The sequence below is a fragment of the Paraburkholderia sediminicola genome, assembly GCF_046027825.1.
Taxonomy (GTDB): domain Bacteria; phylum Pseudomonadota; class Gammaproteobacteria; order Burkholderiales; family Burkholderiaceae; genus Paraburkholderia; species Paraburkholderia sediminicola_D.
The window spans coordinates 58,133-73,618 of sequence record NZ_JAQQDU010000003.1; the positions used below are offsets into that span (position 1 = coordinate 58,133).

Annotated in this window: 12 protein-coding genes; 7 read left to right on the plus strand and 5 right to left on the minus strand. The window is 62.9% G+C overall.

What is annotated here, in order from left to right:
* Positions 1–129: 129 nt before the first annotated feature.
* Both PQQ96_RS02545 and PQQ96_RS02550 read right to left on the minus strand, forming a co-directional pair.
* Positions 130–492, minus strand: a complete 363-nt coding sequence (locus tag PQQ96_RS02545; protein ID WP_408288315.1) for a hypothetical protein — start codon at positions 490–492, stop codon at positions 130–132.
* 133 nt (positions 493–625) lie between these two features.
* Positions 626–1,570, minus strand: a complete 945-nt coding sequence (locus tag PQQ96_RS02550) for a LysR family transcriptional regulator (RefSeq protein WP_408288318.1) — start codon at positions 1,568–1,570, stop codon at positions 626–628.
* Between the two features lie 134 nt (positions 1,571–1,704).
* Here PQQ96_RS02550 and PQQ96_RS02555 point away from each other — a divergent pair, with 134 nt between their 5' ends.
* The 4 genes from PQQ96_RS02555 to rbsK all read left to right on the plus strand — a co-directional run bounded on the left by PQQ96_RS02555 (position 1,705) and on the right by rbsK (position 6,368).
* Entirely contained in the window at positions 1,705–2,670 is a 966-nt protein-coding gene (locus PQQ96_RS02555; protein WP_408288320.1) for a sugar ABC transporter substrate-binding protein, read from the plus strand.
* A gap of 73 nt (positions 2,671–2,743) precedes the next feature.
* Entirely contained in the window at positions 2,744–4,384 is a 1,641-nt protein-coding gene (locus PQQ96_RS02560; RefSeq protein WP_408288323.1) for a sugar ABC transporter ATP-binding protein, read from the plus strand.
* Between the two features lie 3 nt (positions 4,385–4,387).
* Positions 4,388–5,389, plus strand: coding sequence for an ABC transporter permease (locus tag PQQ96_RS02565; protein WP_408288325.1), 1,002 nt, complete (start codon positions 4,388–4,390; stop codon positions 5,387–5,389).
* A gap of 25 nt (positions 5,390–5,414) precedes the next feature.
* The gene (gene rbsK, locus PQQ96_RS02570) at positions 5,415–6,368 is read left to right on the plus strand and encodes a ribokinase (protein WP_408288612.1); all 954 of its coding nucleotides are present in this window, start codon (positions 5,415–5,417) and stop codon (positions 6,366–6,368) included.
* Positions 6,369–6,386: 18 nt separating this feature from the next.
* On the opposite strand, the gene PQQ96_RS02575 is transcribed toward rbsK, so the two are convergent.
* Entirely contained in the window at positions 6,387–7,298 is a 912-nt protein-coding gene (locus tag PQQ96_RS02575) for a LysR family transcriptional regulator (protein ID WP_408288328.1), read from the minus strand.
* Positions 7,299–7,415: 117 nt separating this feature from the next.
* Between PQQ96_RS02575 and gltP the strand changes: the two genes are divergently transcribed.
* The 3 genes from gltP (at position 7,416) to PQQ96_RS02590 (ending at position 10,597) form a co-directional block, all read left to right on the plus strand.
* A complete protein-coding gene (gltP, locus tag PQQ96_RS02580; protein ID WP_408288331.1) occupies positions 7,416–8,741 on the plus strand; it encodes a glutamate/aspartate:proton symporter GltP in 1,326 nt (441 codons plus the stop codon).
* 55 nt (positions 8,742–8,796) lie between these two features.
* Positions 8,797–10,071 carry an aminotransferase class V-fold PLP-dependent enzyme gene (locus tag PQQ96_RS02585; RefSeq protein WP_408288334.1) on the plus strand — a complete coding sequence of 425 codons (1,275 nt, stop codon included), beginning with the start codon at positions 8,797–8,799 and terminating at the stop codon, positions 10,069–10,071.
* A 322-nt stretch (positions 10,072–10,393) separates the two neighbouring features.
* Positions 10,394–10,597: a hypothetical protein gene (locus tag PQQ96_RS02590; RefSeq protein ID WP_408288337.1), complete on the plus strand. Its 204-nt coding sequence runs from the start codon at positions 10,394–10,396 to the stop codon at positions 10,595–10,597.
* Positions 10,598–10,662: 65 nt separating this feature from the next.
* On the opposite strand, the gene PQQ96_RS02595 is transcribed toward PQQ96_RS02590, so the two are convergent.
* Both PQQ96_RS02595 and PQQ96_RS02600 read right to left on the minus strand, forming a co-directional pair.
* Entirely contained in the window at positions 10,663–12,255 is a 1,593-nt protein-coding gene (locus PQQ96_RS02595; RefSeq protein WP_408288340.1) for an efflux transporter outer membrane subunit, read from the minus strand.
* On the minus strand, positions 12,252–15,485 hold the full coding sequence (locus tag PQQ96_RS02600; protein ID WP_408288343.1) for an efflux RND transporter permease subunit: 3,234 nt from the start codon (positions 15,483–15,485) through the stop codon (positions 12,252–12,254). Before PQQ96_RS02600 ends, PQQ96_RS02595 begins: the two co-directional genes overlap by 4 nt.
* Between the last annotated feature and the right edge of the window lies 1 nt (position 15,486).

Genomic DNA, 15,486 nt, shown 5'->3' on the forward strand with positions numbered 1-15,486 from the left:
TGATTGAATCTAACTATTTACGTGATTGAAAAACTGCGTCTTTACTTGTCCACCTGGGTGATCCACGTGCGGCTGGAACTGCGCAGTAGCGCTTCTGCTTTCGCTCGTGGACCGTCTGCTTGTTGTCGTCTATGTAGGGGCAAACACATCGCGCGGCTGCTTATTCCACTTTTTTCTGCAGCCTCGAAGAAGGGCGTGAGCCTTACATTCCCCTGAATAGATCTGCATACAAACGGCTAACAACCAGCCGGGCCAGTTTCCCTCGGCATCGAAGCTCTCGGGAAAGCGCTTGCGCAGCCAGTACACCCGGCCGTGACGTTCTGCGGCTACCAGGGCCTGGGTGAAAGACACGACAAAAAATGCATAAACGAGATCTTCAGCGAAGGACTCACGATAGATCGTGCTGTAGAGCCAGGCGCATCCGACCGTGGTCGGGATGGTGATGCGTAGTGTCCGTAGAAGCCATCGGGGCTGGGTCAGAAGTGTGTGCATGGGGTATTTCGCGTCCGGGACTTGCTGTCGTGAACCTGCTATGACGCTATCTTCGTCGGCGCGCCCGTCACACGCTATCGATTTGCGATGAATGGACGGATGGCGTCGCGAAATGACCCTGGCGGGCGCCGGCCTACCGGAAGATCTCGGCGATGAGGTTGGCAACGGTCCGGATGCGCTCGCTGTCGCGCAGGGCGGGATGCAGCACCATCCACACGTCCTGGTCGAGTGCCTTGATGTGCTTCTCGATGCAGACGAGATCGCTCGTCGTGTCGCCCGCGAGCTGGGCGAGCACGCCGAGCCCGGAACCGCCCAGCACGCCGTCGAATACGCCCATGCCATAGCTGCTTCGAAGCGAAGGGGCGGGTGCGCCGGGCAGGGTTTTCAGCCATTGCGTGGCCGGATGATCCGGCTGCCGGTCGTCATAACCAACGAACGACAGTTTGTCCCATTCCTTCCTCGTGATTGCCGCCTTGTGACGCAGATAGTAGTCGCGCGAACCAAACAGCCCAAAGCGGATCCTGCCGATGCGCCGGACATACAGATCGCCCTCGTCGGGGCATTCGGACCACAGCGCGATGTCCGCTTCGCGGCGGGCAAGGCTATACGGCCGTCGCGAAGTCAGCACTTCGATGGCGAGGCCGGGCAGCCGCTCCTGGAACGAGCCGAGCAGCTTAAGCAAAATGTAAGACGGCCATTCGACGGCGTTGATCCGCACCGTGCCGTGCGCGCCTGCGCCGCCCGTCACGTCCGCGGCGCGCTCGATCTGGTGGGCGAGATCTTCCATCTGCTCGGCCCAGGCCAGCACGCGCGCACCGAATGCCGTGACCGTACAGCCTGACGGCACCCGGTCGATCAGCGGTTCGCCCAGCCGCCGTTCAAGCTCGGTCAGGCGGCGCGACAGGGTCGGCGCGCTCAGATCGCAGGCCGCTGCGGCCGCGCGCATGGTCCCGCCGCGCGCGATCTCCACCAGAATCCGCAGGTCATCCCAGTCTACGTGTTCCATTTTTGAAACGCTAGATTTTGAAATTAGGCATAGCATAACGTGGATCGCGAGGATAGCATTGGACCTGGCCATACTCGTCCCAGCATCTGGCAAAGAAACCTGAGGGTTTCAAGGGCAGCCGGCGGCAGGTGTGGCGAACCAACCTATCCATCACACGACTCAACGGCTATCAGTATGTAGACCGAACGAGCGATACGGAGACATCAATGATTCGTCATTTCCAACCGGCGCGGCGTCGCGCCATCGTAGCCAGCGCAGCCTTCCTCGCAGTGTCGATTCTGCCGATGCCCGCCGCGTTCGCTCAGGCCGCACACAAGCCGAAAGTCGCCCTGGTGATGAAGTCGTTGGCGAACGAGTTTTTCCTGACCATGGAAACCGGCGCAAAAAACTATCAGAAGCAGAATCCCACGAAATTCGACCTCGTCACGAACGGCATCAAGGACGAAACCGATACGGCTAACCAGATTCGCATCGTCGAGCAGATGATCGTGTCGAAGGTCGACGCACTCGTGATCGCCCCGGCCGATTCCAAGGCGCTGGTGCCGGTTCTCAAGAAAGCGGTCGACGCCGGCATTATCGTGGTCAACATCGATAACCAGCTGGATCCGGACGTGCTCAAGTCGAAAGACCTGAACATCCCGTTCGTCGGCCCGGATAACGCGAAGGGCGCGTTGAAGGTCGGCGACTACCTGGCCAAGCACCTGAAGTCGGGCGACAACGTCGCCATTATCGAAGGCGTCTCGACGACCACCAACGCGCAGCAACGCACGGCCGGCTTCAAGCAGGCCATGGCGACGGGCGGCATGAAGGTCGTCTCGCTGCAATCGGGTGAATGGGAAATCGACAAGGGCAACGCCGTAGCAAGCCAGATTCTCAACGCCAACCCGGACGTCAAGGCGCTCCTGTGCGGCAATGACAACATGGCAATCGGTGCGGTTTCGGCCGTGCGCGCGGCAGGCAAGGCCGGCAAGGTGCAGGTGGTGGGCTACGACGACATCGATGCGATCAAGCCGATGCTCGCCGACGGCCGCGTTCTCGCTACAGCCAATCAGTACGCCGCCAAACAGGCCGTGTTCGGTATCGATACAGCGCTGAAGGCACTCGCCGAACACAAGAAGCAGTCGGAATTGTCGGGCGTCGTCGAAACGCCGGTCGATCTGGTCACCAAGTAAGACAGGCACACCGCGTGGCCCGTGTTGCATGACGGGTCACGCCGCCTGATCTTTATCCCGCTTTATCAATGTGATGTCTACTCCCATCCTATCCTTGCCCGTTGCCCCGCCCGTGCTGACTGTTCACGGCATCGGCAAGACCTACGCCGGGCCCGTGCTCGCCGATATTTCGCTGGACCTTTACGCAGGCGAGGTGCTGGCGCTGACCGGTGAAAACGGCGCGGGCAAGAGCACCTTGTCCAAGATCATCGGCGGTCTCGTCACGCCGACGACCGGTTCGATGACGCTGGGCGGCGCGGCCTACACGCCGGCCAGCCGCAAGGACGCCGAGGCGCTCGGCGTGCGCATGGTCATGCAGGAGTTGAATCTTCTGCCGACCCTCTCGGTGGCGGAGAACCTGTTCCTGAACCGCTTGCCGCAGCGCGGCATGTTCGGCTGGATCGATCGCGCCAAATTGCGCGAGGACGCCCGGCACGCCATGGCGCAAGTCGGGCTCGATGCGATCCACCCTGACACGCTGGTGGGCACGCTGGGCATCGGGCATCAGCAGATGGTCGAGATCGCGCGCAATCTGATCGGTGATTGCCGTGTGCTGATCCTGGACGAACCCACCGCGATGCTGACCGCCCGCGAGGTGGACCTGCTGTTCGAGCAGGTCGAACGGCTCAAGGCGCGTGGCGTGGCGCTGGTGTACATCTCGCACAGACTGGAAGAATTGAAGCGTATTGCGCGGCGCGCTGCCGTGCTGCGCGACGGGCGGCTTGTGCATGTCGACGAGATGGCGAATCTGTCGGCCGACCGCCTGGTCACACTGATGGTCGGGCGCGATATCGGCGAGCGGATCGATCTCGGCGAACGGCGCATCGGCGACGTGGCGCTCAAGGTGACGGGGATGACCCGCGAGCCGGTCGTGCGCGACGTGTCCTTCGAAGTGAAGGCGGGCGAGATTTTCGGCATCAGCGGGTTGATCGGCGCGGGCCGCACGGAACTGATGCGGCTCATCTACGGCGCCGATCGCGCGGATGCCGGCACGGTGTCGATCGCACAGGGCGGCGGGCCGCTCGTGCCCGTGAAGGTGTCATCGCCATCGGACGCTGTGAAGAACGGCATCGCGCTGATTACGGAGGATCGCAAGGGCGAGGGCCTCCTGCTGACGCAGCCCATTGCCGCCAATATCTCGCTCGGCCATTTGCGCGCGGTGTCGAGCAAGGGTGTGGTGGACGCCCGGCGCGAGGCGGCGCTGGCGCGCAAACAGATCGACGCGATGAGCATCCGCAGTTCGGGACCGTCGCAGCCGGTGTCCGAGCTCTCCGGCGGCAATCAGCAGAAGGTGGTGATCGGCCGCTGGCTCGCGCGCGATTGCACGGTGTTGCTGTTCGACGAGCCCACGCGCGGCATCGATGTCGGTGCGAAGTTCGATATCTATGCCTTGATGGGTGCGCTCGCGCGGGAAGGCCGCGCGTTGGTGGTGGTGTCGAGCGATCTGCGCGAGTTGATGTCGATATGCGACCGGATCGGGGTGATGTCGGCAGGACGGATGACAGGCATGTTCGAGCGCGGAAGCTGGACCCAGGACGCGCTGCTCGCGGCGGCGTTCGCGGGCTACACGAAACGCGACGCGCTGCTGCACGATCCGATCGAACCCGACGCAGGGGCGCCCCACGCGAAAGCGCCCGACGCCCCGGCGCCCGACACAAAATCAGTGGAGTATTGAAGCATGACCGCACCAACCAGCCTGCCCACGTTGCAGAACGAACCGCCCAAAGACGCGAAGCCGATCGGCACGCGCCTTGGATTCTCGAACTACCTTGGACTGCTCGGCGCGCTGCTCGGGATGATCGTCCTGTTCTCGCTGCTGAGCTCGCACTTCCTGAGCTACGACACGTTCAGCACGATCGCGAATCAGATTCCCGATCTTGTCGTGATGTCGATCGGCATGACCTTCGTGCTCATCATCGCCGGGATCGATCTGTCGGTCGGCTCCGTGCTGGCGCTCGGCGCGGCGCTCACGAGCGTCGCGGCCTTGCAGTGGCACTGGCCGGCGTTGCCCGCCGCCTTGCTCGGCATGGCGGGGGCGGCCCTGACGGGTTGCGTGACCGGCGCGATTACCGTGGCGTGGCGGATTCCGTCGTTCATCGTGTCGCTCGGCGTGCTCGAAGCGGCGCGCGGTCTCGCCTATCAGTTGACTAACTCCCGTACCGCCTATATCGGCGATGCGTTCGATTTCCTGTCCAATCCGATTGCGTTCGGCATTTCTCCCGCGTTCCTGATTGCCATCGTCGTGATGGTCGCGGCGCAACTGGTGCTGACCCGCACGGTCTTCGGGCGTTATCTGATCGGTATCGGCACGAACGAGGAAGCGGTGCGTCTCGCGGGCGTCAACCCGCGGCCGTACAAGATTGCCGTCTTCGCGATGATGGGCCTGCTGGCTGGTTTGGCTTCGCTGTTCCAGATCTCGCGCCTTGAGGCCGCGGATCCGAACGCCGGCCAGGGCATCGAATTGCAGGTGATCGCGGCCGTCGTCATCGGCGGAACGAGCTTGATGGGTGGGCGCGGCTCGGTGATCAGCACGTTCTTTGGCGTACTGATCATCTCGGTGCTGGCCGCGGGTCTCGCCCAGATTGGGGCGACCGAGCCGACCAAGCGCATTATCACGGGGGCTGTGATTGTCGTGGCCGTCGTGCTGGATACTTATAGAAGCCGGCGTCGCGCCGCATGAAATGACCATGAGCGACCATCCGTGGATGGTCAGCAGGAGAGTGAAAGTGTCGAAAGAAGCAAAGCAGGGCCGCGTGCTCGTGGTGGGCAGCATCAATACCGACCTGGTCGCCCGCGCGCCGCATTTGCCGCGGCCCGGTGAGACGATCGGCGGACAGGAGTTTTCGCAGGTTGCCGGCGGCAAGGGCGGCAACCAGGCGGTGGCGGCGGCCCGGATTGGTGCACGCGTGGCGATGATCGGACGCGTGGGGAAGGATGCGAACGGGGTTCAGCGGGTCAAGGATCTGGAGGCGGAAGGTATCGACTGCGCGGGTATCGAGGTGGACCCGGCCCAGCCCACCGGCGTGGCGATGGTGACCGTGTCGGACGACGGACAGAACACGATCGTGGTGGTCGCGGGCAGTAACGGTGAACTTACGCCTGAGAGCGTCGCGCGTCACGAAGCGGCGGTCAAGGCCAGCGACGTTGTGGTCTGCCAACTGGAAACGCCCTGGGCTTCCGTTCACGCAACACTCGCGCTCGCGCGGCGCCTGGGCAAGGTTACCGTGCTGAATCCGGCACCGGCAACCGGTCCGCTCCCCGCGGAATGGCTGCCGCTCGTCGACTACCTCGTGCCGAACGAGGTCGAAGCCGCGATACTCGCGGGCCTGCCGGTCGAATCGCAAAGCGGCGCGAGAAGGGCTGCGCTGGAGTTGCAACGCGGCGGCGCCCGCAACGTGATCGTTACGCTCGGTGCGCAAGGGGCTTATCTGTTGCCGGAAGGCGGCGAGGGCACGCATTTTCAAGCGCCGCAGGTACGGGCGGTGGATACGACCGCTGCTGGTGACACGTTTATTGGCGTCTTTGCCGCACAACTTGCAGCCCGGCAGCCGCTGGAAGGCGCGATCAGCCTCGCGCAACGTGCGGCTTCGATTTCCGTCACGCGCGCGGGGGCGCAGCCGTCGATCCCGACTCGCGCGGAAGTGGATAGCGCAGCCTGAGAAGGATCGAGGTCCCGCTCAGACCCGGCCCGGATCAAGCAGGTTCGAACTGAAATCACAACACTGCGCTGCGAGCCGTGCGATCTCAGCATTGAGCGAGTGCGGCTGTTCCGCCCGGTGCATCGCGACGTATGAGACCGGCGGCAGCGCCGGTCGCGTCTGAATCATACCGAGCGCGCCGCGTGTGATCATGTGGTTCAGGCACGCCTTCGGCAGATAGCTGACGCCGAGGCCCGACAGCGTCAGCCCGATCTGCGCGATCAGGCTGTTGCTCGCAAGAATTCTTTGCATGCTGACCCCGTGCTCCTGCAGAAATCGGCTATAGATAAAGCCGGTTCCAGACAGGCCGCCCTGCAGGATCAGCGGAAACTGCGCAATCTCGGCGAGCGAAATAGCAGCCTTCCTCGGCGCCAGTGCAGGCGCACACATCCACGCGTTATCCACTTCACCGACCTTCGTCATCGCGAAGGGCTCGGTGCTGTGGATTTGTGGAACGACGATGATGTCGATCGTGTCGTCGGCGAGCCGATCGCGCAGCGTCGCGTTCAGATCCACCTCGGCTTCGACGACAACCTTCGGATACGCCGCCTGGATCGCGCCGATCAGGCGAGGCAGCCACGTCAGCGCGGTCAGTTCAGTCACCCCAATGCGGACCTGCCGCACCAGCGCCTCCTTTGAACTGATCCGCTCGACGATCTGGTCGCGCCGTTCGAGCAATTCTTTCGCGTAGGCGAAGAACTCAGCGCCTTTCTGGGTCAGCCTTGCGCTGCGGTGAGCACGGTCGAATACCGTCAGGTCGAAGGCGCGCTCAAGCTCCTGAATTCGCTTCGATACGGCCGATTGCGTGGTGTTGAGTCGGCTTGACGCCGCTTCGAACGAGCCGAGCTGAACGATCCAGTACAGCGCTTCCATCTGCTTGAACGTCAGCATCGCGCCATCCTTCATATGAGATAAAGCGATAGTTTCTCATATAAAAAAATCGCTTTTTTTACTTATTTCGGCTGCTTAAGGTTCCTCCATCGCCCCCGTCCCCAATCTGGAGAGAGCATGGATACCGTCGTCGAAAACCCACCCGCCCGCCATATCGAGCGCAAACCGCGTGTCGGCCTCGCGTGGCAAATCCTGATCGGTCTCGTCATCGGCATCGTGATGGGACTCGTGTTGAACCACTTCCCGCAGATGCGGGACGCGACCATTTCTGGGCTGTTGCAGCCGGCCGGCGACATCTTCATCAAGCTGATCAAAATGATTGTCGTGCCGATCGTGTTCACCAGCATGGTGGTCGGGATCGCCGGCGTCGGAGACGGCAAATCGCTCGGGCGTATCGGCCTGAAGACGCTGGTGTACTTCGAGGTGATCACCACGATCGCGATCCTGCTCGGCCTCATTCTCGGCAACGTGCTGCAGCCGGGCGTGGGCACGGATATGTCGCAACTCGGGCATACCGACATTTCCCGCTATCAGCAGGTGACCCAGCAGGTGCAGGGGCATCACGGATTGATGACCCTCCTGCTCGGCGTGATTCCCGACAACATCCTCGCTTCGATGGCGAAGGGCGACCTGCTGCCGGTGATCTTCTTTTCCGTCCTGTTTGGCCTCGGCCTGCAGTCGGTCCCGGAAGAAGTCCGCAAACCGGTGATCGCCATGCTCAAGGGCGTCGCGGAAGCGATGTTCAAGGTGACGAACATGGTGATGCATTACGCGCCGATCGGTGTGTGCGCGCTAATCGCGGTCACGGTCGCGAGCTTCGGTTTCGGATCGCTGCTGCCGTTGCTCAAGCTGGTGGCCGTCACGTATCTCGCGATCGTGCTGTTTGTGCTCATCGTGCTCGGCATCACGGCCCGGTTGTTCGGTTTTCGGATCTTCACGCTGCTGCGCGTCATTAAGGACGAGCTGATCATCGCGTTCTCGACCTGCAGTTCGGCGACGGTACTGCCGCAACTGATGAAGAAGATGGAGGACTACGGCGTGCCGAAGAGCATCGCGACCTTCGTCGTGCCGACCGGCTACACCTTCAATCTCGACGGAGCGTCGATCTATCTCGGCATCGGCACGCTGTTCGTCGCACAGCTGTATGGCATTCATCTCGGCTGGCAGGAACAGATGGTCCTTGTATTGACGATGGTCGTGACATCCAAGGGCGCGGCCGGTGTGCCGGGCTTCATGTTCGTGATTCTTCTCGCGACGCTTGCAAGCGCGGGGCTGCCGCTCGAAGGGCTCGCTTTTATCGCCGGCGTGGACCGTGTGATGGACATGGGACGTACCGCCCTTAACGTGGTGGGCAACGCGCTTGCACCGCTCGTCATCGCGAAGTGGGAGCGCCAGTACGACGCAGAGAAGGGCAAAGCCTATCTCGCGTCGCTCGACGCTTGAGCCGACGCAGTTCGCAGCACGACAATCATTTATCAGAAAGATCAGGAGCATTCAGATGAGCAGTAGCCAAGGCGAGTTTTTTTCCGCGTCGTTGATTGAGGAGATCAAAGCACGGTTTCACCATGTCGACCGCGACCTCGATGGGCGCGAGCGACTCTTCTTCGACAACGCAGGCGGCTCGTTCCGCCTCAAGGCGGCCGTCGACGCGTTCGCGCGAGTCGACGCGCTGCCCGATTGCCCGGAGCGCATCCACGCGCGCGCACGCCATCTTCAGGACGTTCAGGCACGTGGCGAAGCGGATATCCGCACGATCCTCAACGCGCGCGACGGCAGCATTTACACGTCGTTGACCGCGTCGGGCGCAATGTTCGACATGGTGCGCGCGATCATGGAGAACGTGCCGGGCACCAATGCCGTCACGACGATCCTGGAACACCCGTCTTCATTCGACGCGATGACGTGCTACGCCCAACGCACGGGCAAGTCGTTGCGTGTTGCGCCCAGCAATCCGGAGACGGGCGGGGTGGACGTGGAGGCGATTCTGTCGTTGATCGACGCGGACACGGCGCTGCTCAGCGTGATGTTTGCATCGAACATTTCCGGCGCGAAGTTCGACATCGCGACGCTTGTCGAGCGCGCGAGAGAGAAGAAGCCCGGACTCTTCATCGTCGTAGATGCGGTCCAGCACGCGCCGCATGGTGTCATCGACCTGCAGAAGACGCCGGTCGACGGTATCAATTTCGCGCCCTATAAGTTTTTTGGCTGCCGCGGCTCCGGTATTTCCTGGCTGTCGCCGCGCGCGGCCGTTTTGCCGCATCACCGTCTCGACGCGAAACAGGAAGGCGCGTGGGAACTTGGCAGCCCGGCACCCGCGCAGTTTGCGGTCGTGACCGAGATTGTCGAGTACGTGACGTGGATCGGCGGTCAATTCAGCGATGCCGATACCCGCCGGGCGCTTTTCGTGGAAGGGATGAAACGCATCGAGTTGCATGAGCGTGCGCTGCTGGCGGCGCTGCTCGACGGTCACGACGGGCGGCGCGGTCTGCGGCGGCTCGACGGCGTCGACGTCTTCTGGGATCACGCCGATCTGACGAAGCGCGACCTGATCCTCGGTATCGGCTTCGCGAACCTGAGCCCCACCGACGCCGTGCGCGAATACGAAAAACGTGGCGTGATCGTCTACGAGCGGATCGCTTCGAGCCTGTACTCCGGACGGATGCTGAAGTCGTTCGATCTCGCGGGCGCGGTGCGGATTTCGCCGCTGCACTGTCATGCACCCAGCGACGTCGAGCGCTTTCTTTCGATTACTGAAGCGCTCACGACGCTGTGAGGCGACGGTCCGGGTTCTGCTGGGCCGCGGCGCTGAACGCTTAAGCGGACTTGTAAGGTTGCGTGACGGCATGACCGGCGACAGGCCCGACCAGCCCGTCCCGTGGCCGATACGCAGGCCCCAATTACGATGCGCGCGGAAAGTGTTGCGCCTCTTTACCTGCTCACGTCACGCACCACCTTTGCAGCAAGGCGCGGCAGCGGTTTGCCACCGACGCTTACAGCACTGCAGGTAATCCACGGAAACACAACCGTAGCCAAACTGTAGCGTCGCGAGTCTAGGATGCTTCCATCGCTCATGTATCGATCAATGGAGGTACCGGATGCTCAGCCACCACGAACTTGCGACACTCATGCTGCTTGGCGATACGGACAAGCGGCTGGAAGCTTTCGATCCGGATGTACAGGCCTTGCGTCATTACGAGCTCGTTGAAGTACGGCAGCGTGATCCGCAAGGATCGACGCTGCAACTCACCCGCCAGGGCCGTGAATTACTGGAACGGTTGCGCATGGGCGCAGGGGGCTGAGCGCAGCGCCGGGTCAAAGGCGGGCTCGCCTGACCTGCAGGACCGCGCACGAAGCGCGGGGTGTTCTAATGTGGCGGTGTGGAATCCGGTTTTGCTTCTTCGCCATCGACCGCCGCCTGCCGGCTTTCATCCCACTGCCAGCCGCCTCCCAGATTCTTGATCAGCGCGACGCTGCCTTGCGTCAACAGCGACTGACTATCCTTGAGCGATTGCTCAGCCTGCAACAAGGTGAGCTGCTGCGTCAGCATGTTTTCCTCGCTCGCCGTCCCGGCCAGCAACTGCGCGCGTTCGCTGGCAAACAACTGCTGGTTACGCTGGTAAATGTTTTCAAATGACTGCGTCTGCTGCTGGAGATGATTGATCGATGACAGACTGTCCTCGACATTCTGAAACGCCGTGAGCACAGCACCGCGATAGGTGGCCACGTCCTCGTCATAGGTCGCGCGTGCTTCGCGCACCGCCGCGCTGCGTGCGCCACCGTCGAAGATCGTCGCGGCTAGATCGGGACCCAACGTCCAGACGCGGCTCGGCAACGAGAACAGATGCGCGAACATGTTGTGCTCGAAACCCCCCTCCGCGGCGAGATCCAGCACCGGGAAGAAGGCGGCCTCGGCCACGCCGATTTTTGCGTTGGCCGACGCGGCGGTGCGTTCGGCGCTAACCACGTCGTAGCGCCGCTCGAGCAGTTGCGACGGCAAGGCGAGCGGTACCTGCGGATTGGCGAAGACGTAGTCGAGCTTCGGCGCCACGGAGAAGCCGGCCGGCGGCTGGCCGATCAACACCGCAATCGCATGTTCGTCCTGCTCGCGCGACGTTTCGGTACTCTGCAGATCGGCCACCACGACCTCTAACGTGTCCTGCGCGGTCAGCACATCGTCGTTCGACGCGGTGCCTTGCAGGAATGCGGCGCGGGTGATGTCCAGAATGCGTTCATCAATGCCTTGCTGCTGCTTGAGCGATGCGATGTCCAGATCGGCCTGGCGCAACGCAAAGTAATCGGTCGCGACGCTCGCGGTGATTGACAGGCGTTCGCCGGCCAACTGGGCGTCGCTGGCCTGCGCGCTCGCTTTGGCGGACTCGATCTCGCGGCGAATTTCGCCCCATAGGTCAGGCTCCCAGCTTGCCGTCGCGGTCACGCTGACCGAGTTGCGCACTCCGGCTATGGTGCCGGTGGTGTTGCTGATGCCTGCGCTTGCCGCTGCGGGGCCGGTGCCGCTGCGCGTGGCGGACAGACCCGCCGTGACGACCGGAAAGAGGCTCGCGCGATTGGCGTCGACGGTGGCTTGCGCGAGCCGGTAGGCGGCCTCTGCCGCGGCGATCGACTGATTCGCCTTGAGCGACTGCCCGATCAGTTGCGTGAGCGTATCGTCCTGATACATGCGCCACCAGGTGCTGGAGAGCGACGCTTGTGGATTGGCCTCTGCGCGTTGCCAGTTCACGCCTTCCTTGAAAGTCGCCGGGATCGCCACGGCCGGTTTGCTGTAATCCGGTCCGACGGCGCAGCCCGCGATGCACAGCGAGGCAAGCGCGACGCAGGCCCCGTGCCGGGCGCGCGACGTGAGGCGTGCCCGGCGCGAGTAGGGAACAGGAGACGTCACCGAAGACGTGAGCGGATGCGTAACGAAACACACAAGCTCAAACAATGGCTTCGTCTTCATGATCGTGCGTCCTTCTTGTGGCGCCGCATGCGCCGATGGACCCGGTCGAGCCACAGATAGATGACCGGCGTCGTATAGAGCGTGAGCATCTGGCTAAAGAGCAGGCCGCCGATAATCGAAATGCCGAGCGGCTTGCGGAATTCGGATCCGTAGCCGGAGCCGAATACGAGCGGTATTGCGCCGAGGATCGCCGCGCTGGTGGTCATCATGATCGGGCGGAAGCGGATCAGGCAGGCGCGCGTAATGGCCTGCTTCGCCGGCAAATTCGACTGGCGTTCCTCGGTGATGGCGAAGTCGATCATGATGATCGCGTTCTTCTTGACGATACCGATCAGCAGGATTACGCCGACCAGCGCGATGATCGATAACTCGGTATTCGTCACGAGTAGCGCGATCAACGCGCCGACCCCTGCAGAGGGCAGGGTGGAGAGAATCGTCAGCGGGTGGATCAGGTTCTCGTAGAGCATGCCGAGCACGATATACACCGTCATCAAGGCGGCAATGATCAGGATCGGTTCGTCCGACACCGATTGCTGAAACACCTGGGCGGTCCCCGCGAAACTGCCGACGATGCTGGCCGGCATGCGTAACTGGGCGACGGCTTCGTCGACCTGCTGGGTTGCCTGGCCGATCGACGCCCCCGGACCGAGGTTGAACGAGGCGGTGACGGCCGGGAAGGTACCCTGGTGATTGATGGAGATTGCGGTCCTGCCGATCGAGAAATGCGCGATCGCCGACAGCGGCACCAGCGCGTTGCCGTTCGACTGCACGGCGGTCGAGGGCGTGACCGTCTGGCTGCCGGGGCCGGCCACGGCCGCCGCGCTCGCTGCGGCAGCGGCCGCCGAGGCCGCGCTTGCCGACGTCGCGACACTCGCCGCGCTCGACGTGCCGCTGCCGGTCGATCCGCTGCTCGACGTCGCCGGCGCACCGGCCGGCACGTAGATGCCCTTTAACGCCACGGGATCGCTCCAGTATTCGGGTGCGAGTTCCATCACCACGTGATACTGGTTCGCCGCCTTATAGATGGTCGATACCTGGCGTTGACCGAAGGCGTCGTACAGGCCCTGGTCGATCGAATCGAAGTTCACGCCGACGCGTGCGGCTGCGTCGCGATTCACGTCGACGCTCGCCTGCATGCTGTTGTCCTGCTGGTCGGTGTTGATGTCCTGCAGCATCGGCAGCTTTTGCATCGCGGCGACCACCTCGGGCACCCACTTGTCGAGATCGGTCTGCTCGTCGGCGGTCATGGTGAACTGGTATTGCGCGCCGCTTTGCCGTCCGCCCACGGTGATGTCCTGGGCCGACTGCAAGTACAACCGCGCCCCGGGAATATCGCCCAGCGTGCGGCGCAACTGGGCGATCACCTGGTCGGCCGTCGCCTTGCGCGGGCCGAGCGGCTTGAGTGTCACGAACAGCAAGGCCGTATTGACCGGATTGGTGCCGCCCACGAAACCGCCCACCGCCTGGACGTTCGGGTTCTTCAGGACCAGTTGGTTGATCCTGAGGAATTTCTGCTGCATCGCGTGGTACGAAATGCTTTGCGAAGCCTGGATCTGGCCGATCAGCCGCCCGGTATCCTCCTGCGGGAAAAATCCCTTCGGTACGACGATATAGAGCAGTACGTTGAGCGCCAGCACGAGAATGGTGACGATGCCCATCAGGACCGGGTGGAGAATCACCCAGCCGAGCGTGCGGCCGTAGAAGCGGTGAAAGCGCGAGTCGGGGTACTCGTTCTCTTCATGGGCGGTACCGCTGCTGCGCAACGCGATGCTCGAGAGCATCGGCGTGACGGTGAGCGAGATTAGCATCGAGATGATGATCGCCACCGAAAGCGACACCGAGAACTCACGAAACAGCCGCCCGACGATGCCGCCCATTAGCAGCAGGGGGATGAACACCGCGATCAGCGAGACGCTGATCGTCAGCACCGTGAAGCCGACTTCGCGCGCGCCGTTCAAGGCGGCCAGCATTGGCGGCTCGCCGCGCTCCAGGTGACGCATGATGTTCTCGACTACGACGATCGCGTCGTCGACCACGAAGCCGGTCGAGATGGTCAGCGCCATCAGCGAGAGGTTGTTCAGGCTGAAGCCGAGAAAGTACATCACGCCGAAGGTGCCGAGCAGCGAAAGCGGCACGACAATCGCCGGCACGAGCGTGGTGCGCCAGTTGCGGAAAAACACGAACGTGACGGCCGTGACGAGCAGCACCGAGATCATCAGCGTGATTTCCACTTCCAGCAGTGACGCGCGGATCGTCGTGGTGCGGTCCATCAGGATGTTGAGCTCGATGGTCGGCAGGATCGAGGCTTCCAGAAACGGCAGGGCGGCCTTCACGTTGTTGACGGTGTCGATGACGTTCGCCCCCGGCTGCTTGTAGACGATCAGCAGCACTGCCGGCTTGCCATTCGACAAACCATAGTTCTCGAGATTTTCGACATCCTGGCGTACGTAGCCCAGATCAGAGATATGCACGACGTCGTTACCGCTCTGTTTGACGATCAGCGGCGCGTAGTCCGGCGCGTTGTACAACATGTCGTTGGCGCCGATGGTGTACTTGACGCCGCCCACCGCCGTCGAGCCCTTCGGCAGATCGACGTTGGCGTTCTCGATGGTGGTGCGGATCTGTTCGAGACTGATGCCATAGTGGTTCACCCGATCCGGGTTCAGCTCGATCCGCACCGCGGGCAGGGCGCCGCCGCCCACCGAGACATCGCCGACGCCGGGCGTCTCCAGCAGCTTCTGTTGCAGCACGGTGGAGGCTGCATCGTAGAGTTGGCCGCGGGTTGCCGAGTCGGACGTGAGGCTGACGATCAGGATCGGCGCATCGGCGGGATTCACCTTGCGATAGGTCGGATTGCCGTCGAGGTTGGCCGGCAGGTTGGTGCGTGCCGCGTTGATGGCGGCCTGCACGTCGCGCGCGGCGCCGTCGATATTGCGGTCCAGGTCGAACTGCATCGTGATGCGCGTCGCGCCGAGCGAGCTCACCGAGGTCATCTGCGTGATGCCGGAGATCTGCCCGAACTGGCGCTCCAGCGGCGTTGCGACGGAGGTGGCAACCGTGTTCGGATCGGCGCCGGGCAGCGTCGCCTGCACGCTGATGGTCGGGAAATCCACTTCGGGTAGCGGCGCGACCGGCAGCAGTTTGAACGCGAGCGCACCGAACAGCGCGATGCCGATTGCCAGCAGCGTGGTCGCGACGGGGCGCTGGATGAACGGTTCGGAGAGGTTCATC